Consider the following 22,499-nt stretch of genomic DNA (forward strand, 5'->3'; position numbering starts at 1 on the left):
TGTTCCCAACTCACTGTCTTTAAAGGAATTTCCGCCATGTCTGAGCCCTGCAACGTTGCTTCCAAAAAGCTTTCATCGTCATGGGCCAGACGAATCGGCGTCCTGGCCCTTGCCGGCGTGATGATTGCCGGCAGCCTCGCATCGTTCGATGCAGAGGCTCGCCGCATGGGTGGCGGCCGCAGTTTCGGCAAGCAGTCGTCCACGGCTACGCAGCGCAGCACCACGCCGCCGCCGGCCCAGCCCACCCCCACGAATCCCGCGCAGCAGGCCGGAGCCCAGCGCGCTCCCGGCACGCCGGCTCCCACGCCTGCGGCCGCACCGGCGCGCAATCGCTGGCTTGGACCGATCGCGGGCCTCGCGGCCGGTCTCGGCATCGCCGCGCTGCTTTCGCACTTCGGTCTTGGCGAGGCGTTTGCCGGCATGATGGCCAACATGATCGTGATCGCGATCATCGCCTTTATCGCCGTCTGGCTGATCCGCAAGTTCATGAGCCGCCGTCGTGCCGCGGAACCCGCGTACCAGGGCGGGTACTCGTCGAACAGCATGAACCCGTCGTCGGGCGGGTATCAGCCGCAGGAGCCGCGCTACACCGCGCCGCCCACGGGGCAGTACCTCGCGCCTGAAGCCAATCCGGTCAGCACGCCGAACATCGATACGCCGGCAGCTGCATCGATTCCGGCCGGCTTCGACACGGAAGCCTTCGTGCGCAATGCGAAGGTCTACTTCGTGCGCCTGCAGGCCGCATGGGACGCCGGCAACATGGACGACATCCGCGAATTCACGACGCCCGAGATGTTCGCCGAAATTCGCGTCGATCTCGCGGGCCGCGGCGCGCAGCCCAACCAGACCGACGTCGTGCAGCTCAACGCGGACCTGCTCGGCGTGGAAGACCGCGGCAGCGAATACCTGGCGAGCGTGCGTTTCTCCGGCCTGATTCGCGAAGCCATGGGCGAGCCGGCCGCGCCGTTCGTCGAGGTGTGGAATCTCTCGAAGTCGCGCACGTCGGGCGAAGGCTGGCTGCTCGCGGGGATCCAGCAGGTCGAATCTCACTGAGTCGGCACCCGGGCCGCGCGGCTCGTGACTTGATCCAGATCGGCGTGCGGCGCCTTCCGGGCGCCGCGCCGCATGAGACAGGGCAGGGCGGCGGCGCGATACTGTGGCTCGAACGTTACAATAGGAACCCGCCCGGGCTTGTGCCCGAGCGGGTTTTCTTATTCCATGCCGATGACTCTTGCCGCCAAGCCCTTCGCTGCTGCCGTCAACCACCTGCTCGCCCGCGAAACGTGGGCACGCGAGCGTCTCGCCCCCTATGCCGGCAAGACGGCCCGCCTCACCTGTCCGCCCGTCGTGCTCACGCTGCTCGTGCAGCCGGACGGCTATCTGGGCGCGGTCGAGGATCACGATGCGGGCGACGTCGATGTGACGCTGTCGCTGCCCGCGGGCGCGCTCTCGTCGTTCATGCAGGGCGGTCAGGCGGCCGTGATGAAGCACGTGAAGATCGAGGGCGATGCCGAGTTTGCGCAGGTCATCGGCAAGCTCGCCGAGCATCTGCGCTGGGAGCCCGAAGAGGACCTCGCGAAGCTGATCGGCGACGCGCCGGCTTCACGCATCGCCACGCTCGCGCGCGCCGCAAGCGAGCAGGCCCTGCGCACCGGGCGCAACGTGCTCGGCTCGGTCACGGAATATCTGCTTGACGAAAATCCGCAGCTCGTGCGGCGCGCCGAGCTCGACGGCTTCAACGAGGAGCTGTCGCGCGCACGCGATGCGCTGGCGCGCGTGGAAAAGCGCATCGAGCGGCTCGAACAAAAATCACCGGCCGGCGGCGGGAGCCAAAGCGCTGCGCCGCGCGGTTCGCGCTAGTCAACAGGCCCCCCAGACATGCGTTTTCTGCGTTTCCTCAAGATTTTCTTCACCGTCATCCGCTTCGGCCTGGACGAGATGATGTTGAGCCGGATCAACGACCGGCGTGTCGCGCTGCTCCTGCGCATCACCACGATCGGCCGTCGCTTCGACGATCCGCCCGGCTTGCGTCTGCGTCTCGCGCTGGAAAGCCTCGGCCCGATCTTCGTGAAATTCGGCCAGGTGCTGTCCACGCGCCGCGACCTGCTGCCGCCCGATATCGCCAACGAACTGGCGAAGCTGCAGGACCAGGTGCCGCCGTTCGATTCGAACGTGGCGATCGGCCTGATCGAGAAGTCGCTGGGCGCACCGGTCGACACGATCTTCGACGAGTTCGAGCGCGTGCCGGTGGCGAGTGCGTCGATTGCGCAGGTGCACTTCGCAAAGGTGAAGTCGGGCCAGCACGCGGGCAAGCCGGTGGCCATCAAGGTGCTGCGGCCGAACATGCGTCCGGTGATCGACTCCGACCTCGCGCTGCTGCGCGACATCGCCGTGTGGGCCGAGCGGCTGTGGGCCGACGGCAAGCGCTTGAAGCCGCGCGAAGTGGTCGCCGAGTTCGACAAGTACCTGCACGACGAGCTCGACCTCATGCGCGAGGCCGCCAACGGCAGCCAGTTGCGCCGCAATTTCGCGGGCCTCGATTTGCTGCTCGTGCCGGAAATGTACTGGGAATTCAGCACGGCCAACGTGCTCGTGATGGAGCGCATGGTCGGCGTGCCGATCAGCCAGGTGGACAAGCTGCGGGCGGCGGGCGTGGACATTCCGAAGCTCGCGCGCGAGGGCGTGGAGATCTTCTTCACGCAGGTGTTCCGCGACGGCTTCTTTCATGCCGACATGCACCCCGGCAACATTCAGGTGAGCCTCGATCCCGCGCATTTCGGCCGCTATATCGCGCTCGATTTCGGCATCGTCGGCGCGCTGTCGGACTTCGACAAGAATTATCTAGCGCAGAACTTTCTCGCGTTCTTCAAGCGCGACTATCACCGCGTGGCGACGCTGCATATCGAGTCGGGGTGGGTGCCGCCCAATACGCGCGTGGAAGAACTGGAAAGCGCGATTCGCGCCGTGTGCGAACCGTATTTCGACCGGGCGCTGAAGGACATCTCGCTCGGCCAGGTGCTGCTGCGCCTGTTCCAGACCTCGCGGCGCTTCAACGTTGAAATCCAGCCGCAGCTCGTGCTGCTACAAAAGACCATGCTCAACGTCGAGGGCCTCGGGCGTTCGCTCGATCCGGAGCTCGATCTCTGGAAAACGGCGAAGCCTTATCTCGAGCGCTGGATGACCGAGCAGATCGGCCTGCGCGGCTGGTACGAGCGCTTCAAGATCGAGGCGCCGCAATGGAGCAAGACGCTGCCGCAATTGCCGCGCCTCGTGCATCAGGTGCTGCTGCATCGCCAGGAGCCGGGCGGCTTCGCGAACGACGAGACGATCCGCGCGATGCTCGCCGAGCAACGCCGCACGAACCGCCTGCTGCAGGGCCTGCTCGTGTTCGGCGTGGCCGTGGGCGTGGGCATGGTGGCGGCACGCGTGTGGCTCGCGTTCGCGTACGGCGGCTGACGGACCACGAGAACAAGGAGTGAGACGATGAGCGACCCGACCCTGCCGCCGCAACCGGGCGACGTGCCCGAGTTCGAAACCCGCGACCCGGCGTCGCCCTCGTTCTGGGACGAGCGCTTTGCGCGCGGCTTCACGCCCTGGGATCAAGCGGGCGTGCAGCGCCAGTTCGAAGCCTTCGCCACGGCGCACCCCGAGGCCGCGGTGCTGGTTCCGGGCTGCGGCAACGCCTGGGAGGCCCGCTGGCTCGCCGAGCGCGGCCGCACGGTGCGCGCCATCGACTTCGCGCCGGCCGCGATCGCGAGCGCGCGCGCGGCGCTGGGGCAGTATGCGGGTGTCGTCGAAGAGGCGGACTTCTACGCCTACACGCCGCCGTTCACGCCGGCCTGGGTGTTCGAGCGCGCGTTCCTGTGCGCGCTGCCCAAAGCGCAGCGCGCGAGCTACGCCACCCGCATGGCCGAGCTGTTGCCGCCCGGTGCGTTGCTCGCGGGCTACTTCTTCATCGGCGAGACGCCCAAGGGGCCGCCGTTCGCGATCGCGCGCGACGAACTCGACGCCTTGCTCACGCCGTACTTCACGCTGGCCGACGATCAACCCGTGGCCGACTCGCTGCCCGTGTTCGTCGGGCGCGAGCGCTGGCTCGTGTGGCGCCGCAACGACGTCGCGCCGTCGCCCGGTTGAGCGGTCCGACGCACTCACGCCTTGCGCTCGCCGCCCTCCATGGCCGCGCGCGCTCTTGATGTGCGCGCAACCTGCCCTCATCTGTATTGAGACAGCCGCAACCCGCCGACCTCCCCGCTGGACACCCAACCCCGGTAAATGCCAGGGGCGATCCTGGTTTGCGGCTATAATTCAAGGCTTTGCAAGCAATTATCAGATTTTCATCAGGATAGAGATCATGCCGATCTACGCTTATCGCTGCGAGTCGTGCGGCTTCGACAAGGACGTGCTCCAAAAGATGAGCGATGCGCCCTTGACGCAGTGCCCGAGCTGTGGCGCGGACACGTTTCGCAAGCAGGTCACCGCAGCGGGCTTCCAGCTGAAGGGTTCGGGCTGGTACGTCACCGATTTCCGCGGCGGCAACGGCGGCAAGAGCGCTGCGGCGGCCGGCGCGCAGGCGGGTGGCGAAAATGCGTCGGCGGAGGGCAGCAAGCCGGCCGGCGAGGCCGCTGCGAGCGCTTCCAGCGATGCGGGCGCAGCCGCGAGCAGCCCAGCGAGCACGCCCAGTCCGGCAGCCTCGACCTGAAAAACCTGCGGCGCGATTCCCGCATTCCCGGGGACACGCGCCGCGCCGAAGCCGCGCCGGCAGCCCGTTTGCCGCGCGGTCCGCATGGCGGTGTACATGACGATCAAGAAAGCGACGTTCAAATCGGTATTCCTGACCGGCCTGCTGGTGCTGGTGCCGCTGGCCATCACGCTGTGGGTGCTGAACCTCGTGATCGGCACGATGGATCAGACTCTGCTGCTGCTGCCCGAATCGTGGCGGCCGGAGCGCATGTTCGGCGTGCGCCTGCCGGGACTCGGCGCGGTGCTCACGCTCGCGTTCATCTTCGGGGTCGGTCTGCTCACGCATAACTTCATCGGCCAGAAGCTGGTGGAGTGGTGGAACGCGCTGGTGCGCCGCATTCCGATCATCGGACCGCTGTACGGCAGCATCCAGCAGGTTTCCGATACACTGCTTTCAAGCAACGGCAATGCATTTCGCAAAGCGCTCCTGATCGAGTACCCGCGCAAGGGTTCGTGGACGATCGCGTTTCTCACCGGCATTCCCGGCGGCGACGTGGTCAACCACCTGCAGGAAGATCACGTGAGCGTCTATGTCCCGACTACGCCGAATCCGACGTCGGGCTTTTTCCTGATGGTGCCAAAGAGCGAGGTGGTCGAGCTGGACATGACCGTCGACGCCGCGCTCAAGTATATTGTTTCGATGGGCGTGGTCGCGCCGGCAACCTCACCACGCCGCCCCATCGATCCTCCGCTTTAATACCGGACGACGCGCTGCCGCGCGCCGCTCCCGTTCATTCATGCATAACGAAAGACGAACATCATGTCGATGAGATCTGAATACTGCGGTCTGGTGACCGAACAGCTGCTGGGCCAAACTGTTTCGCTGTGCGGATGGGTGCAGCGCCGCCGCGACCATGGCGGCGTCATCTTCATCGACCTGCGCGACCGCGAAGGCCTCGTTCAGGTCGTCTGCGATCCGGACCGCGCGGAAATGTTCAAGATCGCCGAAGGCGTGCGCAATGAGTTCTGCGTGCAGGTCAAGGGTCTCGTTCGCAATCGTCCGGAAGGCACGGTCAACGCGAACCTCACGAGCGGCAAGATCGAAGTGCTGTGCCACGAAATCGTGGTGCTCAACGCGTCGGTCACGCCGCCGTTCCAGCTCGACGACGACAACCTCTCGGAAACCACGCGCCTCACGCATCGCGTGCTCGACCTGCGCCGCCCGCAAATGCAGCACAACCTGCGTCTGCGCTACCGCGTGACGATGGCCGTGCGCAAGTATCTCGACGCGCTCGGCTTCATCGACATCGAAACGCCGATGCTCACGAAGAGCACGCCGGAAGGCGCGCGCGACTACCTCGTGCCGTCGCGCGTGAACGCGGGCCAGTTCTTCGCACTGCCGCAGTCGCCGCAGCTCTTCAAGCAGCTCCTGATGGTGGCGAACTTCGATCGCTACTACCAGATCGTCAAGTGCTTCCGCGACGAAGACCTGCGCGCCGACCGTCAGCCCGAATTCACGCAGATCGACTGCGAAACGTCGTTCCTCGGCGAGCAGGAAATCCGCGACCTGTTCGAAGACATGGCGCGTCACGTGTTCAAGGAAACGATCGATGTCGAGCTCGACGCGAAGTTCCCGATCATGCCGTACGCGGAAGCCATGAGCCGCTTCGGTTCGGACAAGCCGGACCTGCGCGTGAAGCTCGAATTCACCGAACTGACCGACGCCATGAAGGACGTCGACTTCAAGGTGTTCAGCTCACCGGCCAACACGAAGGACGGCCGCGTCGCGGCGCTGCGCGTGCCGAAGGGCGGCGAGCTGTCGCGTGGCGACATCGACGGCTACACGGAATTCGTGCGCATTTACGGCGCGAAGGGTCTCGCGTGGATCAAGGTCAACGAAGTCGCGAAGGGCCGTGACGGTCTGCAAAGCCCGATCGTCAAGAACCTGCACGACGCTGCGATCGCCGCGATCCTCGAGCGCACCGGCGCGCAGGACGGCGACATCATCTTCTTCGCGGCAGACCGCGCGAAGGTCGTGAACGACAGCCTCGGCGCACTGCGCCTGAAGATCGGCCACTCGGAGTTCGGCCGTGCCAACGGCCTCGTCGAGAAGGGCTGGAAGCCGCTGTGGGTGATCGACTTCCCGATGTTCGAGTACGACGAGGAAGAAAACCGCTACGTGGCCGCGCACCACCCGTTCACGAGCCCGAAGGACGAGCACCTGGAATACCTCGAAACGGATCCGGGCCGCTGCCTCGCCAAGGCTTACGACATGGTGCTGAACGGCTGGGAAATCGGCGGCGGCTCGGTGCGTATCTATCAGGAAGACGTACAGAGCAAGGTGTTCCGCGCGCTCAAGATCAATGCGGAAGAAGCACGCGCGAAGTTCGGCTTCCTGCTCGACGCGCTGCAATACGGCGCGCCGCCGCATGGCGGTATCGCGTTCGGCCTGGACCGCATCGTCACGATGATGGCCGGCGCCGATTCGATTCGCGACGTGATCGCGTTCCCGAAGACGCAACGCGCGCAGGATCTGCTCACGCAGGCGCCGAGCCCGGTGGACGAGCGCCAGCTGCGCGAACTGCACATCCGTCTGCGTCAGCCTGAGCAGAAGACGGCGCAGTAAGCCGCATTCCTGCCGCGAAGGCCCGTCAGGGCTTTTGCATCGCAACAACAAAAAAGGCGCATCGTGCGCCTTTTTTGCTTTTTGCGTTAAATTACCTTTAGACGCGCCGCAAGCGCGCAGCGCGCGTTCCTCCCCACGCTCCATCACCATGCAGAAGCCGCCGAAGATTCCGGAATCCGTACTCGTCGTCATCCATACGCCGCAACTGGAGGTCCTGATCATCGAACGTGCCGACCGGCCGGGTTTCTGGCAGTCGGTCACCGGCTCGAAAGATCGCCTCGACGAGCCGTTCGCCGAAACCGCCGTGCGCGAGGTGGGCGAGGAGACGGGTATTGCCGTCGGTGCGGTGGAGGTTCCGCAGGCGGCGCTGCTCGACTGGCACCACGAGATCGAGTACGAAATCTATCCCGTGTGGCGCCATCGCTATGCGCCCGGCGTCACGCGCAACACCGAGCACTGGTTCAGCCTGGAAGTGCCCACGGGCACAGTCGTCACGCTCGCGCCGCGCGAGCATACGGCGTATGTGTGGCTGCCCTACGAGCAGGCGGCGGCGAAGTGCTTCTCGTGGTCGAACCGCGAGGCCATTCTGCAACTGCCCATGCGGCTACGTGAAGGACGCGGGTGAGCGCAACATGAGCGAAACCAGTACCGATCCCGGCATTGAATCGCAGCGCGTGGTGAGGCTGCGCGAGGCGCTGCTTGGCCGGCGCTATCGTTCGCGTTATCGCTTCACGAGCGGCAACGACGTGCGCCTGTTCGGCTCGAGCGCCGGGCTGTTCGGCGCGATGATCGAACGCATCGACGCCGCCGAGCGTGACGTCGCGCTCGAAACCTATATCTTCTGCGACGACGAAATCGGCCGCGCGCTCTCCGACGCGCTCATGCGCGCAGCGGCGCGCGGCGTGCGCGTGCGCGTCATCACCGACGGCATCGGCTCGCCGCGCATCGCGCTGTTCGAGACCTGGCCGGGCGCGGGGGTGGAGCACCGCGTCTACAACCCGCACATCTTCGGGCGCTTCGGCTTTTCGCGCACGCACCGCAAGCTCGCCGTGATCGACGACCAGTTCGCCTTTTGCGGCGGCATCAACGTGATCGACGATTTCGAGCAGGACGGCCACCGGCTGCCGTATGCGCGCTGGGATTTCGCCGTCGAGCTGTCTGGCCCCGTGGTCGTGGACGTGCGGCTCGCGATCGAGCAGCAGTGGCGGCGTATCCGGCTCGGCTACCGGCCGCCGCTGCCCCAGCAGGTCTCACCCGGCGTGCCCGCGAGCGCGGGCTTCATGTCGCCGCATCCCACCGGCCACACGGTGGGGCGCCCCACGCAGATCGTCGACGACGCGCTGCGCGCGCTTGCGCCCACGGTGCGCTCGTCGCGCGCGAAGCGCTTCTTCACGCGTCTGCGCGAGCGCCTGCGCGCGAGCGTGCGCGATCCGCGCGCGGCGCAGGTGCCCTGCGTGGCGTTCGTCGCGCGCGACAACGTGGTGAACCGGCGCGCGATCGAAAAGGCTTATCTCGACGCCATCGGCGAGGCGCGCAAGGAAGTGCTGCTCGCCAATCCGTATTTCATGCCGGGCCGGCGGCTGCGTCGCGCGCTCGTGAGCGCCGCGGAGCGCGGCGTGGCGGTCAAGCTTCTGGTCGGACGAAAGGAATTCAAGGTACTCGACTACGGAGTGCCGTTCCTCTATCACCAGCTCCTGAGCGCGGGCGTGCAGATTGCCGAGTACGAGAAAACGATGCTCCACGGCAAGGTGGCCGTCGTCGATTCGAGCTGGGGCACCGTGGGTTCCTCGAACCTCGACGCGCTCAGCCTCGTGCTCAATAACGAGGCCAACGTGCTGCTCGTGCAGCATCCGCAGATCGAACAGCTGCGCTGCGAGATCCTCGCGGCGTTCGGCGACGCTGCACAGATCGACCGTGCGCGCTACGAGGCGCGGCCGTGGCACGTACGCGCCGTGAACTGGCTCGCCTGGGCGTTCTATCGTGCGCTCATGAAGCTCATCACCGTGGGCGGCTACGACTAGAAACAGAAAGCTGCCATACGAATCCCCGCTCGTGCAATCGAGAGAATGTCGGCTTGCGCGCGGCGCACGAACCTCGAAAATTAGAGTACCGGTTAGAAATCGGTTTCTAATAAAGTCCTTGTTTCGCGGACGGCCGTCCTCAACAATAGTACGGCCGTTCGATTTAATTCGGGCCCAGATGTAAGCAGTTAATTAGCAGTTGACAGCGACATCGCGGCCACATCGTTACGGTAAAGAAAGCTATGCGAAAAGGCGAACAGACACGAGCCGCCATTCTGGATGCAGCACTCGACCTCGCAGGTCGCGATGGCCTTGAAGGCTTGACCATCGGCCTGCTCGCCGAGCGCATGCAGATGAGCAAGAGTGGCGTCTTCGCTCACTTCGGGTCTCGGGAAGACCTGCAGGTCGAGGTGGTGCGCGAGTACCACCGTCGATTCGAGGAAGAAGTCTTCTTTCCGAGTTTGCGCGAGCCACGCGGTTTGCCGCGTCTGCGTGCGATGCTGTCGCGATGGTTCGAGAAGCGCATTCACGAAGTCACGACCGGCTGCATCTACATCAGCGGCGCCGTCGAGTACGACGACCGCGCGGACAGCCAGGTGCGCGAGACGCTGGTCGCCAGCGTGTCGATGTGGCGTGCGGCGCTCCTGAGGGCCATTTCGCAGGCAATCGAAGAAGGCCATTTGCGCAAGGAGACCGATCCCGCGCTGATGCTCTTCGAACTGTATAGCGTGACGCTCGGCCTGCATCATGACGGCCGCTTCCTGCATCTGCCGGACGCGGTCGAGCATACGTGGGCTGCGTTCGAAAAGCTGATTGTTTCGTATCAGAGCGAGACCCAGTAGCGCCCGGCCGCAACATCGAAGTCGCGGCGGCGCGCGAGGGACCCGAAGCTCAAATTTTGGAGAGAAGACATGGGACAGTACACCGCGCCGCTGCGCGACATGCAGTTCGTTCTGCACGAACTGCTGAACGTGGAAGGCGAAGTGAAGCAGATGCCGAAGCACGCCGACCTCGACGCCGACACCATCAACCAGGTGCTCGAAGAAGCCGGAAAATTCTGCTCCGAGGTGCTGTTTCCGCTGAACCAGGTCGGCGACCGTGAAGGCTGCACGTATGCCGGCGACGGCGTCGTCACCACGCCCGCTGGTTTCAAGGAAGCGTACAAGCAATACGTCGAAGCGGGCTGGCCCGCGCTCGGCTGCGATCCCGAATACGGCGGCCAGGGCCTGCCCGCGTTCGTGAACAACGCGCTCTACGAAATGCTGAACTCGGCGAACCAGGCGTGGACCATGTATCCGGGTCTCTCGCATGGCGCCTACGAGTGTCTGCATGCGCACGGCACGCCCGAACTCCAGAAGGCTTATCTGCCGAAGCTCGTCGAAGGCGTGTGGACCGGCACGATGTGCCTGACCGAGCCGCACTGCGGCACCGACCTCGGCATCCTGCGTACGAAGGCCGAGCCGAACGGCGACGGCTCGTACGCGATCACCGGCACGAAGATCTTCATCTCGAGCGGTGAGCACGACATGGCCGAGAACATCATCCACCTCGTGCTCGCTCGACTGCCCGATGCGCCGCCGGGAACCAAGGGCATCTCGCTGTTCGTCGTGCCGAAGTTCATCCCCACGGCAGCCGGCGAAGTGGGTGAGCGCAACGGCATCAAGTGCGGCTCGATCGAGCACAAGATGGGCATTCACGGCAACGCGACCTGCGTGATGAATCTCGACGGCGCGAAGGGCTGGCTCGTGGGTGAGCCGAACAAGGGCTTGAACGCCATGTTCGTGATGATGAACGCGGCGCGCCTGGGCGTGGGCATGCAAGGTCTCGGCCTCACCGAAGTCGCGTACCAGAACTCGCTTGTGTACGCGAAGGAGCGTCTGCAGATGCGCGCGCTGACCGGCCCGAAGGCGCCCGAGAAGGCCGCCGACCCGATCATCGTGCATCCGGACGTGCGCCGCATGCTGCTCACGCAGAAGGCCTGGGCCGAAGGCGCGCGCGCCTTCACGTACTGGTCCGCGCTGCAGATCGACAAGGAGCTTTCGCACGGCGACGAAGGCGAGCGCAAGGAAGCGGCGGACCTCGTCGCGCTGCTCACGCCGATCATCAAGGCCTTCCTCACCGACAACGCGTTCGAGAGCACCAACCTCGGCATGCAGGTGTTCGGCGGCCATGGCTTCATCTCCGAGTGGGGCATGGAGCAGTACGTGCGCGACGCGCGTATCAACCAGATCTACGAAGGCACGAACACGATCCAGTCGCTCGACCTGCTGGGCCGCAAGGTGCTGGGCGATATGGGCGCGAAGCTCAAGAAGTTCGGCAAGCTCGTGACGGATTTCGTCGAAGCCGAAGGCGTCAAGCCGGAAATGCAGGAGTTCGTGAATCCGCTCGCCGACATTGGCGACAAGATGCAGAAGCTCACGATGGAAATCGGCATGAAGGCGATGCAGAACCCGGACGAAGTGGGCGCGGCCGCGGTGCCGTACCTGCGCACGGCGGGCCATCTCGTGTTCGCGTACTTCTGGGCGCGTATGGCGCGCATCGCGCTCGACAAGGAAAGCTCGGGCGATCCGTTCTACAAGTCGAAGCTGGCCACGGCGCGTTTCTACTTCGCGAAGCTGCTGCCCGAAACGGCCACGTCGATCCGCCAGGCGCGCGCGGGTTCGAAGACGCTGATGGAAGTCGACGAAGCGCTGTTCTAAGAGCCAACGGGCGCGCGCTTTTCGAAGGCGCGCGCCCAGTCAACACGATGTCCAGAGGTGGCCCACGTCGATGCGCGCCGCCCTCACACCTCAATCCGCTCGACATTGCATACCCGCTGGAGGAACAACGTGAGCAACCTCAATATTCGCAAGGTGGCCGTGCTCGGCGCCGGCGTGATGGGCGCGCAGATCGCCGCGCACCTGATCAACGCCCGCGTGCCCGTGCTGCTGTTCGATCTGCCCGCGAAAGAAGGCCCGAAGAACGCCATCGCGCTGAAGGCGATCGAGACGCTCAAGAAGCTCTCGCCCGCGCCGTTCGGCGTGAAGGACGACGCGCAATACATCACGCCCGCGAACTACGAAGACGACATCGCGAAGCTCGCGGAATGCGACGTGGTGATCGAGGCGATCGCCGAGCGCATGGACTGGAAGCACGACCTCTACAAGAAGGTCGCGCCGCACCTCGGCCCGAAGGCGATTTTCGCGACCAATACCTCGGGCCTGTCGATCACCGAACTCTCGCATGGCTTCGACGATGCGTTGAAGGCGCGCTTCTGCGGCGTGCACTTCTTCAACCCGCCGCGCTACATGCACCTCGTCGAGCTGATCCCGACGACGCAGACGAAGCCCGAAATCCTCGACCAGCTCGAATCGTTCCTCACGAGCGTGGTGGGCAAGGGCGTGGTGCGCGCGAAGGATACGCCGAACTTCATCGCGAACCGCGTGGGCGTGTTCTCGATCCTCGCGGTGATCGCCGAGGCGAAGAAGTTCGGCCTGCGTTTCGACGAAGTCGATGATCTCACGGGCGCGCGCCTTGGCCGCGCGAAGTCGGCGACGTTCCGCACGGCCGACGTCGTGGGTCTCGACACGATGGCGCACGTCATCAAGACGATGCAGGACAACCTGAAGGACGATCCGTTCTTCCCGGTCTACGAGACGCCGGCCGTGCTCGCAGGTCTCGTGGCGAAGGGCGCGCTCGGCCAGAAGACGGGCGGCGGCTTCTATCGCAAGGAAGGCAAGGCCATCAAGGTGCTCGACGCCGACACGGGCGAGTACGTCGACGGCGGCGGCAAGGCCGACGAGCTGGTGGGCCGCATCCTCAAGCGTCCGCCCGCCGAGCGTCTGAAGCTGCTGCGCGAAACGCAGCATCCGCAGGCGCAGTTCCTGTGGTCGATCTTCCGCGACGTGTTCCACTACATCGGCGTGCATCTGCAGTCGATCGCGGACAACGCGCGCGACGTCGATCTCGCGATCCGCTGGGGCTTCGGCTGGAACGAAGGTCCGTTCGAAGGCTGGCAGGCCGCGGGCTGGAAGCAGGTCGCCGAGTGGGTGAAGGAAGACATCGACGCGGGCAAGGCGCTGTCGAATGCAGCGCTGCCCGCCTGGGTGTTCGAAGGCCCGGTCGCGGCGAACGGCGGCGTGCACGGCGCGGAGGGCTCGTGGTCGCCCGCCGAAGCGCGCTTCCTGCCGCGCTCGACGCTGCCGGTGTACGAGCGCCAGGTGTTCCGCGCGGCGCTGTTCGGTGAAACGAGCGCACGCGATCCGAAGACCTGGGGCAAGACGCTGTTCGAGAACGACAACCTGCGCGCCTGGGTGGACGACCGTGCGGGCGAGGACGACGTCGTCATCGTCTCGTACAAGAGCAAGATGAACACGATGGGCCCGGCCCTGCTCGACGCCCTCGTGAAGGCCATCGACATCGCGGAAGACGGGTACAAGGGCCTCGTGATCTGGCAACCGACGTCGCTCAAGCTCGGCGCGCCGGGCGGCCCGTTCTCGGCCGGCGCGAACCTCGAAGAGGCGATGCCCGCGTTCATGATGGGCGGGGCGAAGGGCATCGAGCCGTTTGTGAAGAAGTTCCAGGACACGATGCTGCGCGTGAAGTACGCGAACGTGCCGGTGATCACGGCGGTGTCGGGCATCGCGCTCGGCGGCGGCTGCGAAATCATGCTGCAAAGCGCGAAGCGCGTCGCGCACGTCGAGAGCTATGTCGGCCTCGTGGAAGTGGGCGTGGGTCTCGTGCCCGCTGGCGGCGGCCTGAAGGAAGCGGCGATTCGCGCAGCCGAAGCCGCGCAGGTGATCGGCGCGGCACCGAGCGATCTGCTCCGGTTCCTGCAGAAGTCGTTCGAAAACGCGGCGATGGCGAAGGTTTCGGCCTCGGCGCACGAAGCCCGCGCAATGGGCTACCTGAAGCCTTCGGACACGATCGTCTTCAACGTGTTCGAACTGCTCGACACGGCGAAGAAGGAAGCGCGCGCACTCTCCGCCGCGGGCTACCGTCCGCCGCTGCGCGCCACGCAGATTCCGGTGGCGGGCCGCTCGGCGATCTCGACCATCAAGGCATCGCTCGTGAACATGCGCGACGGCCGCTTCATCAGCGACCACGATTTCCTGATCGCGAGCCGTATCGCGGAAGCGGTGTGCGGCGGCGACGTCGAGGCGGGCAGTCTCGTCGACGAAGAATGGCTGCTCAAGCTCGAGCGCCGCGCCTTCGTCGATCTGCTCGGCACGCAGAAGACGCAGGAACGCATCATGGGCATGCTGCAAACCGGCAAGCCGGTGCGCAACTAAGCGGCACGACGCACACCAGATACTGGAGTAAGAGATGAGCAAACAGTTGCAGGACGCATACATCGTCGCCGCGAGCCGCACGCCCATCGGCAAGGCGCCGCGCGGCGTGTTCAGGAATACCCGCCCGGACGAGCTGCTGGTTCACGCGATCAGGTCGGCCGTGGCGCAGGTGCCCGGCCTCGACACGAGCGTGATCGAAGACGCCATCGTCGGCTGCGCGATTCCCGAAGCCGAGCAGGGCCTGAACGTGGCGCGTATCGGCGCGCTACTCGCGGGTCTGCCGCAGAGCGTGGGCGGCGTGACCGTCAATCGCTTCTGCGCATCGGGCCTCACGGCGCTCGCCATGGCCGCGGACCGCATCCGCGTGGGCGAGTCCGACGCGATGATCGCAGGCGGCTGCGAGTCGATGAGCATGGTGCCGATGATGGGCAACAAGCCGTCGCTCTCGCCGCACATCTTCGATCGTAACGAAGACATCGGCATCGCCTACGGCATGGGCCTCACGGCCGAGAAAGTGGCGGAGCGCTGGAAAGTGAGCCGCGAGGCGCAGGACGCGTTCTCGGTCGAATCGCACCGCCGCGCGCTCGCCGCGCAGCAGGCCGGCGAATTCAAGGACGAGATTTCGCCGTACACGCTCATCGAGCGCACGCCCGATCTCGCCACGGGCGAAGTGAAGGTGAAGGAGCGCCTGATCGAGCTCGACGAAGGCCCGCGCGCCGATACGACGCTCGAAGGCCTCGCGAAGCTGCGCGCGGTGTTCGCGAACAAGGGCTCGGTCACGGCCGGCAACAGCTCGCAGACTTCGGACGGCGCGGGCGCGCTGATCGTCGTCTCCGAGAAGATCCTCAAGCAGTTCAACCTCACGCCGCTCGCGCGTTTCGTGAGCTTCGCGGTGCGCGGCGTGCCGCCGGAGATCATGGGCATCGGTCCGAAGGAAGCGATTCCGGCGGCGCTCAAGGCAGCGGGCCTGAAGCAGGACGATCTCGACTGGATCGAGCTGAACGAAGCGTTCGCTGCGCAGTCGCTGGCGGTGATCCAGGACCTGGGCCTCGATCCTGCGAAGATCAATCCGCTTGGCGGCGCGATCGCGCTGGGCCACCCGCTCGGCGCGACGGGCGCGATCCGCGCCGCGACGGTCGTGCACGGCCTGCGCCGCCGCAACTACAAGTACGGCATGGTGACGATGTGCGTCGGCACCGGCATGGGTGCGGCGGGCATCATCGAGCGGCTGTAAGCGTCTATCTGACTGACGCATTGGCGTTATCGACACGGTTCGCAGACTTCGCGGTCTGCGGGCCGTTTTTCGTATCACGATTGGGATGCGAGGAGACAGGTACATGAGCAACGAAATCCTGCTAGCACACGAAAACGGCGTGCTCACGATCACCATCGACCGGCCTGCGCGCAAGAACGCGCTCACGCCCGCGATGTATCAGGCGATGGCCGACACGCTCAACGGCGCGAACAAGGACGCCTCGGTGCGCGCGGCGCTGCTGCGCGGCCACGCCGAGATCTTCACGGCCGGCAATGACATCGAAGACTTTCTGAAGGGGCCGCCCGCAGCCGCCGATTCGCCCGTGATCCGCTTTCTCGACGCCATCGCGGCGTTCGAGAAACCGCTCGTCGCCGCCGTGAAAGGGCCGGCGATCGGCGTGGGCACGACGCTGCTGCTGCATTGCGACATGGTCTATGCCGCCGACAACGCGCGTTTCGCCGTGCCGTTCGCGCAACTCGGGCTGTGCCCCGAAGCGGCTTCGTCGCTGCTGTTGCCGCGCATTGCGGGCCACCAGGGCGCGGCGGAAAAGCTGCTGCTCGGCGAGACCTTCGACGCGGCGGAGGCGCATCGCATGGGCTTCGTGAACCGCGTGCTGCCGGCCGCCGAGCTCGACGCGTTCGTCGCCGGGCAAATGGCGAAGCTCGTGGCGCTGCCGGCGTCGTCGCTGCGCGTGACGAAGTCGCTCATGAAGCGCGCGGACACCCACGAGGTCAAGACGCGCATGAGCGAAGAGTTCGTGCACTTCGGCAAGATGCTGCTCGCGCCCGAAGCGCGCGAGGCGTTCACGGCGTTCCTCGAAAAGCGCAAGCCGGATTTCCGGCAGTTCGATTAAGCCGCGAGTGATGACTCAGGCCGTTGCGTAATCGACGTACCCGGACTCGCGGCAAAAGCTCACGAGCCGCAGTCCGGCGCGCTTTGCGATGGCGATGGCTAGCGAGGAGGGCGCCGAGATCGTTGCGACCATCGGAATGCCTACGCGCGCGGCCTTGCGCACCAGCTCGTAGCTTGCGCGGCTCGACAGGAAAACGAAGCCCTGCTGCGTGTCTGCGCGCTCCATCACGAGCTGGCCGATGAGTTTGTCGAGCGCGTTGTGGCGGCCTACGTCTTCGAAGGCGCGCAGGATCGCGCCGTGTTCGTCGCACCACGCGGCCGCGTGCAGGCCGCCCGTGAGCTTCGTGAGCGCCTGATGCTGCGGCAGTTCGCGTGCGGCGCGCGCGATGGCGTCGGGCGCGAGGCGCGCAATGAAGCCCGTATCGGGCACCTGCTCGGGTTCGAGATCGAGCAGGTCGATGCTCTCGATGCCGCACACGCCGCAGCCGCTGCGCCCGGCGAGCGCGCGGCGCTTTTCCTTGAGCTCGACGAACGCCTGCTGCACCACGGTCAAGTGGACTTCGGCATGCGGCAGGTCCGCATCCTCGTGCCAGTACACCTCGATGTCCTGAATATCGGCGTTGCGCCCGACGATGCCTTCGGAGATCGCGAAGCCCACGGCGAACGCTTCGAGGTCGCGCGGCGTGCACATCATGACCGCGTGCGAGATGCCGTTGAAGACCAGCGCGACGGGCCATTCCTGGCCCACGTGGTCCTCGCGCGTTTCCACGGCGCCGCCGCGGTGCCGATGCACGCGCAATTCGATGGCGCCAGGCTGGCCTTCGGTTTCGAGGGGATGCGTCGGCGGATTCGTCGTCGTGATCTGCGGCCGGTCTGCGGTGCTCATTGGCGTGCGGGTTGGGGTGCGAGTTGAGAGGGGCAAGCGCAAAATCCATCAGTCCTTGTGCGGCGCGGTACCGCAGCGCCGCCGGGGGACAGCGGGGCCGCGCCGCGCGCGGAAGGTTCTAAAATACCTCAAGCGGGCCGCCCGCGCTTATGCCCGCCTCGCGAGGATACCGTCATGGCATTGAACGAAGCTCCGCTGCTTTTCCGGTTCGAGGTCGACTCGTCGGAAAACCTCACCTTTATCCCGATGTGCGTGCGCTTCAACCTGGATCGCTTTGGTCTGCGCATTTCGCTCGCGCAATGGCAACTGCTGCCTTACGAGGACCGCCGGCTGCTGGCGTGTTTCCCCGTGGACGAGGACACGCAGATCGAGCCCAATTTCGACCACGCGCTCTTCGAGATGATGCGCACGCACGCGAACGTCGAACCCGAATGGTTCGCGCCCGAAGAAGCGCCGGCCTGGCGCGACGTGAATGCGGTGCCCGGCGGCATTGCGCTGCAGTCCGAGCTTGCCAGCCTGCAGGCGCCCGGCCTCGAGGACTGGGCGCAGCTCGATCCGTTCCAGCGCTACGTGCTCGCGAAGCTCGCGCGCAAGCCCGAGAGCAATCACGACTTCGCGCCGGCGATGCACGAGTTCGGGCTGGCGGTGCCGCGGTGATGCTCATCCGCTGATTCCCGCTGCGCCTGCCCGTCACGATTCATCGCCGATCCCTACCCGATTCCCGCTGACCGCGGCAGCCTCGCGCCGCCGCGGGTCGTTTTCCGCTTCTTTCTCCACCTTGACCCTCAAGACCCGGCCGGCCCTGCCGTTATTTCGGGTTGGCGCGTCAGGCGCCGACCGGTCGCGCGCAGTCGTGACCCATCATCCCGCGCTCACGGCGCGGGCGCGAACGACGCTCGGCATTCATGAACCTTCTTTTTTCGAAGCGCCAACTCATCAATCTGGCCGTCGTCGCGGCGGCCGTTGGCGCGAACGCTTTTGTCGCCTGGACGCAGATCGACGGTCAGCGCGAGATCGACCAGCGCGCGAGCCAGGCGGCGACGATCCGTCACGACCTCGACCGCTATCGCGATGCGCTTGGCAGCGGCGTGAGCGCGCTGGGCCGTTTCGCCGTGCAGGGCCAGCCGGAGTCAGCCGCCGCGCACGACGCGCGCGCCGCCATGCTCGACGAAACCACCCGCGCCCTGCGCGCGGAGCTGGCCGGCAACGCCGACCTCGCGGCCCGTTTCGACGCGCTGGCGGCGCAGGGCGCCACGCTTGCGAACGAGATCGACGTGACACTTGCGCGCGCCGAGCAACGCGTTACCGACGAGGGCGGGCAGGCGGCCGTGGCGGCGGGGGCGAGCGGGACCGTGGCAGCGCAGGCCGTACCGGCTGATGGCGCGGCCAGCCAGGAATTCGGCACGGCCATGCCCGCGAATGCCGCGCGCTCGCCCGCGGCGCCGTGGGGCGCGCCCGAGGCGACCGCCCGCAACGCCGCCGCGAAGACGATTCAACCCGGGAACACCGCGGACGCGCGCATGGCCGGTCATGTCGTGACCGGCACGATCCTGCCGCTGCACGCCGCAGCGGATGAGGCGGCGAGCGCCGTGACGCTGGATACCCTGACGGTGGCACCGGCTGTCACCAACGGCGCCCAGAACCCCATCACGGCGACCGCTGCGCTGCCCGACCCGGCAACGCCGTCGCCCGCCACGGCCGCGTGGCTCGCCGGCGAATACATCCGCATCGACAACCTCGTGGACCAGCTCGACGGACAGCTCGCGTCGCTGCAACGCGCCGAGGATCTGGCGCTCGCCGCCGCGCTCGCCGACTCGGCGCGCTCGGGCGGCCGCGCGCTGTTGCTGCTGATCGTGACGATGCTCGCGGGCGCGACGCTCCTCATCTACACGTTCGGCGCGCGCGAGAGCGCCGCCCGCGAGAAGCTGCGCGCCGTGAGCGGCATGCGCCTGCGCAGTGAGCGCTTTCAGGGCCTGTTCGACGCGCATCCGGTGCCGATGTACGTGTTCGACCGCGAAACGCTGCGCTTTCTCGCCGTGAACGCCGCCGCGATCCAGCAGTACGGCTACAGCGAGGAAGAGTTCCTCACCATGACGATCCGCGATATCCGTCCCGCCGAAGACGTTTCGCGGCTCGAGCAACACCTCACGCGCTCGGACATGGTCACGCAGAACGTGCGCATGATGGCCGGCATCTGGCACCATCGGCGCCGCGACGGCTCGATCATCAGCGCCGACATCTCGCATCACTCGCTCACCTTCCTCGGCCGCGATGCCGTGTTCGTGCTCGCCGACGACGTGACCGAGCAGATCAAGGCCGAAGCGGAGGCGCAGCGCTCGAACCAGATGCTCGAGTCGGTGATCGACAATATCCCGCAGCGCATCTTCTGGAAGGACGCGCAGTCGCGCTATCTCGGCTGCAACATGACCTTTGCGCGCGACGCGGGGCTCGCGTATCCCGAGCAGATCATCGGCAAGTCCGACGACGACCTGCCGTGGCGCGCCTACGCCGACGGCATGCGCGAACAGGACCGCGAGGTGATCGAGTCGGGGCTGCCGCGCATCAACTATGAAGACAACCATACGATCGACGGCCTGCACCGCACGACGCTCACGAGCAAGCTGCCGCTGCTCGACGGCGACGGCCGCGTGATCGGCGTGCTCGGCTCGTACTCGGACACCACCGAAAGCAAGCGCGCCGACCTCGCGCTGCGCCTGCAAAGCCGCGCGCTCGACGCGTGCGTGAACGCAATTCTGATCACCGCGCCGGGCCCGGGCGGCAGCAATCTGATCGAGTACGCGAATCCGGCGTTTCGCCGCATCACGGGCTTCGATCCGGCCGAGGTGATCGGCCAGGACTGCCGCCTCCTGCAGCGCGACGACCGCGATCAGGACGGCCTCATCGCGGTGCGCAAGGCGCTGCTGTCCAATCGCGAAGTGAGCGCGGTGCTGCGCAACTACCGCAAGGACGGCGCGCTTTTCTGGAACCAGCTGCTGATCGCGCCGGTGCCCGATCTCGATGGCCGCATCACGCATCACATCGGCATCATCAACGACGTGACCGAGCTGATCCGCTACCAGGAGCAGCTCGAATACCAGGCGAACTACGACAGCCTCACGCTGCTGCCCAACCGCAACCTGCTGCGCGACCGTCTCCAGCACGCCCTGCTCGCGGCGCAGCGGCACGACACGGGCGTGGCCGTGGTGTTCATCGACCTCGACGGCTTCAAGAACGTCAACGACAGCCTCGGCCACAGCGTGGGCGACCGGCTGCTGGGCGTGGTGGCCGAGCGGCTCCAGCGCTGCACGCGCACGACCGACACGGTCGCGCGCCACGGCGGCGACGAGTTCGTGATCGTGCTCACCGACACCATCGACGAGAAGTCGCTGATCGGCTGGATGGAGCGGGCGCGCTCGCTGATCTCGGAGCCGGTGTGGATCGACGGCACCGAGCTGTATGTGGGCTGCAGCATGGGCGCGAGCGTCTACCCGCAGGACGGCAACGACGCCGAAACGCTCATGAAGAAGGCCGACGTCGCGATGTACCGCGCGAAGGACATGGGCCGCAACACGTTCCAGTTCTTCGAGCCCGAAATGAACGCGAATGTGGGCGCGCGCCTGAATCTCGAGCGGCGCCTGCGCCGCGCGCTGCGCGACAGCGAGTTCCTGCTGCACTACCAGCCGCAGGTGGAGATCGAGGGCGGGCGCATCATCGGCATGGAGGCGCTGGTGCGCTGGCGCGATCCGGAGGTTGGGCTCGTCTCGCCTGCGCAGTTCATTCCCGTGGCCGAGGAGAGCGGCCTGATCGGCCCGCTTTCCGACTGGGTGCTGCGCGAGGCCTGCCGGCAGAATCGCGCATGGCAGCTCGCGGGGCTGCCGCCCGTGCGCGTGTCCGTGAACTTCTCGGCGAAGACGTTCCACCAGCGCGACATTGCGCAACTCGTGAAGGACGTGCTGCAGGAAACCGGCCTCGAAGCCTGCTGGCTCGAGATCGAGCTGACCGAGAGCACGCTCATGCGCAATGCCGAAGAGGCCGTGTCGATGTTGAACGAGCTGCACGCGCTGGGCATCGGCATCGCCATCGACGACTTCGGCACCGGCTATTCGAGCCTGAGCTATCTGAAGCGTCTGCCGGTGGACCGGCTCAAGATCGACCGCTCGTTCGTGGCCGACATCGGCACGAGCAGCGACGACGAAACGATCACGGCGGCCATCATCGCGCTGGCGCACGAGCTGCAGTTGCAGGTGATCGCGGAAGGGGTGGAGACTTCGGCGCAGTTCGCCTTCCTGCGCGAGCGCGCGTGCGACGAGCTGCAAGGCTACTTCTTCGCGCCGCCGCTACCCGGCGACGAGGCCGCGGCACTGTTGCGCGCGAGCGCAACCTACGAGGAAGCGCCCGGGCTCGCCTGGACGGGCTGAGCCCGGCGCCGCGGCCGGGCGTTCGCGGCTGCGTTGCCTTTATTCGATCGGCGGCAGCTGGCGCGGGCGGCGGTCCGCGCCGGTCGCGACATAGGTGAGCGTGGCTTCCGTCACCTTGACGACTTCCTCCTGGAGGCGCATGCGCTGCGCGTACACCTCGACCTCGACGGTCACCGAGGTGTTGCCGGTCTTGACGATGTCGGCGTAGAAGCTCAGCAGATCGCCCACGAACACCGGTTGCTTGAACACGAACGAGTTCACGGCGACGGTCGCGACGCGCCCGTTGGCGCGGCGGCTCGCCGGAATCGAGCCGGCAATGTCGACCTGCGCCATGATCCAGCCGCCGAAGACGTCGCCGTGAACGTTGGCATCCGAAGGCTGCGGCACGACGCGCAGCGCAGGCGATTTTTGGGGGAGCGGGAAGGAGTCGGTCATCGGGCTTCCATGAAAAGGGATCGAACGGCGCAAGGCGTTGCGGCGCGGGCCTGGGG

At 66.2% G+C, this 22,499-nt stretch carries 17 protein-coding genes and 1 pseudogene; 16 read left to right on the forward strand and 2 right to left on the reverse strand.

Annotated elements, in window-relative coordinates; translation table 11 throughout:
• Window positions 1-36 precede the first annotated feature (36 nt).
• The 14 genes and pseudogenes from AB4Y42_RS09305 to AB4Y42_RS09370 all read left to right on the forward strand — a co-directional run bounded on the left by AB4Y42_RS09305 (window position 37) and on the right by AB4Y42_RS09370 (window position 16,705).
• Window positions 37-1,053 (forward strand): Tim44 domain-containing protein, encoded by a 1,017-nt coding sequence (locus tag AB4Y42_RS09305; RefSeq protein WP_368687536.1) that lies wholly within the window; start codon window positions 37-39, stop codon window positions 1,051-1,053.
• Between the two features lie 171 nt (window positions 1,054-1,224).
• Window positions 1,225-1,860 carry an SCP2 domain-containing protein gene (locus tag AB4Y42_RS09310; RefSeq protein WP_368687755.1) on the forward strand — a complete coding sequence of 212 codons (636 nt, stop codon included), beginning with the start codon at window positions 1,225-1,227 and terminating at the stop codon, window positions 1,858-1,860.
• Between the two features lie 18 nt (window positions 1,861-1,878).
• Window positions 1,879-3,456, forward strand: a complete 1,578-nt coding sequence (ubiB, locus tag AB4Y42_RS09315) for a ubiquinone biosynthesis regulatory protein kinase UbiB (RefSeq protein ID WP_368687537.1) — start codon at window positions 1,879-1,881, stop codon at window positions 3,454-3,456.
• A 27-nt stretch (window positions 3,457-3,483) separates the two neighbouring features.
• Window positions 3,484-4,134 (forward strand): methyltransferase domain-containing protein, encoded by a 651-nt coding sequence (locus tag AB4Y42_RS09320; RefSeq protein WP_368694025.1) that lies wholly within the window; start codon window positions 3,484-3,486, stop codon window positions 4,132-4,134.
• A 217-nt stretch (window positions 4,135-4,351) separates the two neighbouring features.
• Window positions 4,352-4,699: an FmdB family zinc ribbon protein gene (locus AB4Y42_RS09325; protein ID WP_368694026.1), complete on the forward strand. Its 348-nt coding sequence runs from the start codon at window positions 4,352-4,354 to the stop codon at window positions 4,697-4,699.
• 96 nt (window positions 4,700-4,795) lie between these two features.
• On the forward strand, window positions 4,796-5,437 hold the full coding sequence (locus tag AB4Y42_RS09330; protein ID WP_042266455.1) for a DUF502 domain-containing protein: 642 nt from the start codon (window positions 4,796-4,798) through the stop codon (window positions 5,435-5,437).
• 63 nt (window positions 5,438-5,500) lie between these two features.
• Entirely contained in the window at window positions 5,501-7,306 is a 1,806-nt protein-coding gene (gene aspS / locus AB4Y42_RS09335; RefSeq protein ID WP_368687540.1) for an aspartate--tRNA ligase, read from the forward strand.
• A 148-nt stretch (window positions 7,307-7,454) separates the two neighbouring features.
• Complete coding sequence (gene nudB, locus AB4Y42_RS09340; protein ID WP_368687541.1) at window positions 7,455-7,931, forward strand: dihydroneopterin triphosphate diphosphatase; 477 nt, start codon at window positions 7,455-7,457, stop codon at window positions 7,929-7,931.
• 103 nt (window positions 7,932-8,034) lie between these two features.
• Window positions 8,035-9,327 (forward strand): annotated as a pseudogene (locus tag AB4Y42_RS09345) (phosphatidylserine/phosphatidylglycerophosphate/cardiolipin synthase family protein); the annotation flags it as partial.
• Between the two features lie 242 nt (window positions 9,328-9,569).
• A complete protein-coding gene (locus AB4Y42_RS09350) occupies window positions 9,570-10,169 on the forward strand; it encodes a TetR/AcrR family transcriptional regulator (RefSeq protein ID WP_028206015.1) in 600 nt (199 codons plus the stop codon).
• Between the two features lie 69 nt (window positions 10,170-10,238).
• The gene (locus tag AB4Y42_RS09355) at window positions 10,239-12,026 is read left to right on the forward strand and encodes an acyl-CoA dehydrogenase C-terminal domain-containing protein (RefSeq protein ID WP_368694027.1); all 1,788 of its coding nucleotides are present in this window, start codon (window positions 10,239-10,241) and stop codon (window positions 12,024-12,026) included.
• A 129-nt stretch (window positions 12,027-12,155) separates the two neighbouring features.
• Window positions 12,156-14,597, forward strand: a complete 2,442-nt coding sequence (locus tag AB4Y42_RS09360) for a 3-hydroxyacyl-CoA dehydrogenase/enoyl-CoA hydratase family protein (protein WP_368694028.1) — start codon at window positions 12,156-12,158, stop codon at window positions 14,595-14,597.
• A 34-nt stretch (window positions 14,598-14,631) separates the two neighbouring features.
• On the forward strand, window positions 14,632-15,831 hold the full coding sequence (locus AB4Y42_RS09365; RefSeq protein ID WP_368694029.1) for an acetyl-CoA C-acyltransferase: 1,200 nt from the start codon (window positions 14,632-14,634) through the stop codon (window positions 15,829-15,831).
• A 103-nt stretch (window positions 15,832-15,934) separates the two neighbouring features.
• Entirely contained in the window at window positions 15,935-16,705 is a 771-nt protein-coding gene (locus AB4Y42_RS09370; RefSeq protein WP_368687545.1) for an enoyl-CoA hydratase, read from the forward strand.
• 15 nt (window positions 16,706-16,720) lie between these two features.
• On the opposite strand, the gene fdhD is transcribed toward AB4Y42_RS09370, so the two are convergent.
• Entirely contained in the window at window positions 16,721-17,590 is an 870-nt protein-coding gene (gene fdhD / locus AB4Y42_RS09375; RefSeq protein ID WP_368694030.1) for a formate dehydrogenase accessory sulfurtransferase FdhD, read from the reverse strand.
• Window positions 17,591-17,764: 174 nt separating this feature from the next.
• Between fdhD and AB4Y42_RS09380 the strand changes: the two genes are divergently transcribed.
• Together AB4Y42_RS09380 and AB4Y42_RS09385 are read left to right on the forward strand one after the other, a co-directional pair.
• Window positions 17,765-18,247, forward strand: coding sequence for a nitrate reductase associated protein (locus AB4Y42_RS09380; RefSeq protein WP_342921235.1), 483 nt, complete (start codon window positions 17,765-17,767; stop codon window positions 18,245-18,247).
• Window positions 18,248-18,495: 248 nt separating this feature from the next.
• Complete coding sequence (locus AB4Y42_RS09385; RefSeq protein ID WP_368694031.1) at window positions 18,496-22,008, forward strand: EAL domain-containing protein; 3,513 nt, start codon at window positions 18,496-18,498, stop codon at window positions 22,006-22,008.
• Between the two features lie 39 nt (window positions 22,009-22,047).
• On the opposite strand, the gene AB4Y42_RS09390 is transcribed toward AB4Y42_RS09385, so the two are convergent.
• Window positions 22,048-22,443: an acyl-CoA thioesterase gene (locus tag AB4Y42_RS09390; protein WP_028206008.1), complete on the reverse strand. Its 396-nt coding sequence runs from the start codon at window positions 22,441-22,443 to the stop codon at window positions 22,048-22,050.
• Between the last annotated feature and the right edge of the window lie 56 nt (window positions 22,444-22,499).

It is taken from the genome of Paraburkholderia sp. EG286B, from assembly GCF_040965655.1.
In the GTDB taxonomy this organism is placed as follows: Bacteria; Pseudomonadota; Gammaproteobacteria; order Burkholderiales; family Burkholderiaceae; genus Paraburkholderia.

What these genes read in the sequence shown, in the direction of transcription:
- AB4Y42_RS09355 (WP_368694027.1), top strand. Translation starts at nt 10,239, where the DNA reads ATGGGACAGTACACCGCGCCGCTGCGCGACATGCAGTTCGTTCTGCAC.
- AB4Y42_RS09325 (WP_368694026.1), top strand. Translation starts at nt 4,352, where the DNA reads ATGCCGATCTACGCTTATCGCTGCGAGTCGTGCGGCTTCGACAAGGAC.
- AB4Y42_RS09370 (WP_368687545.1), top strand. Translation starts at nt 15,935, where the DNA reads ATGAGCAACGAAATCCTGCTAGCACACGAAAACGGCGTGCTCACGATC.
- AB4Y42_RS09305 (WP_368687536.1), top strand. Translation starts at nt 37, where the DNA reads ATGTCTGAGCCCTGCAACGTTGCTTCCAAAAAGCTTTCATCGTCATGG.
- AB4Y42_RS09390 (WP_028206008.1), bottom strand. Translation starts at nt 22,443, where the DNA reads ATGACCGACTCCTTCCCGCTCCCCCAAAAATCGCCTGCGCTGCGCGTC.
- AB4Y42_RS09380 (WP_342921235.1), top strand. Translation starts at nt 17,765, where the DNA reads ATGGCATTGAACGAAGCTCCGCTGCTTTTCCGGTTCGAGGTCGACTCG.
- AB4Y42_RS09365 (WP_368694029.1), top strand. Translation starts at nt 14,632, where the DNA reads ATGAGCAAACAGTTGCAGGACGCATACATCGTCGCCGCGAGCCGCACG.
- AB4Y42_RS09310 (WP_368687755.1), top strand. Translation starts at nt 1,225, where the DNA reads ATGACTCTTGCCGCCAAGCCCTTCGCTGCTGCCGTCAACCACCTGCTC.
- AB4Y42_RS09330 (WP_042266455.1), top strand. Translation starts at nt 4,796, where the DNA reads ATGACGATCAAGAAAGCGACGTTCAAATCGGTATTCCTGACCGGCCTG.
- nudB (WP_368687541.1), top strand. Translation starts at nt 7,455, where the DNA reads ATGCAGAAGCCGCCGAAGATTCCGGAATCCGTACTCGTCGTCATCCAT.
- AB4Y42_RS09350 (WP_028206015.1), top strand. Translation starts at nt 9,570, where the DNA reads ATGCGAAAAGGCGAACAGACACGAGCCGCCATTCTGGATGCAGCACTC.
- AB4Y42_RS09320 (WP_368694025.1), top strand. Translation starts at nt 3,484, where the DNA reads ATGAGCGACCCGACCCTGCCGCCGCAACCGGGCGACGTGCCCGAGTTC.
- fdhD (WP_368694030.1), bottom strand. Translation starts at nt 17,590, where the DNA reads ATGAGCACCGCAGACCGGCCGCAGATCACGACGACGAATCCGCCGACG.
- AB4Y42_RS09385 (WP_368694031.1), top strand. Translation starts at nt 18,496, where the DNA reads ATGAACCTTCTTTTTTCGAAGCGCCAACTCATCAATCTGGCCGTCGTC.
- aspS (WP_368687540.1), top strand. Translation starts at nt 5,501, where the DNA reads ATGTCGATGAGATCTGAATACTGCGGTCTGGTGACCGAACAGCTGCTG.
- ubiB (WP_368687537.1), top strand. Translation starts at nt 1,879, where the DNA reads ATGCGTTTTCTGCGTTTCCTCAAGATTTTCTTCACCGTCATCCGCTTC.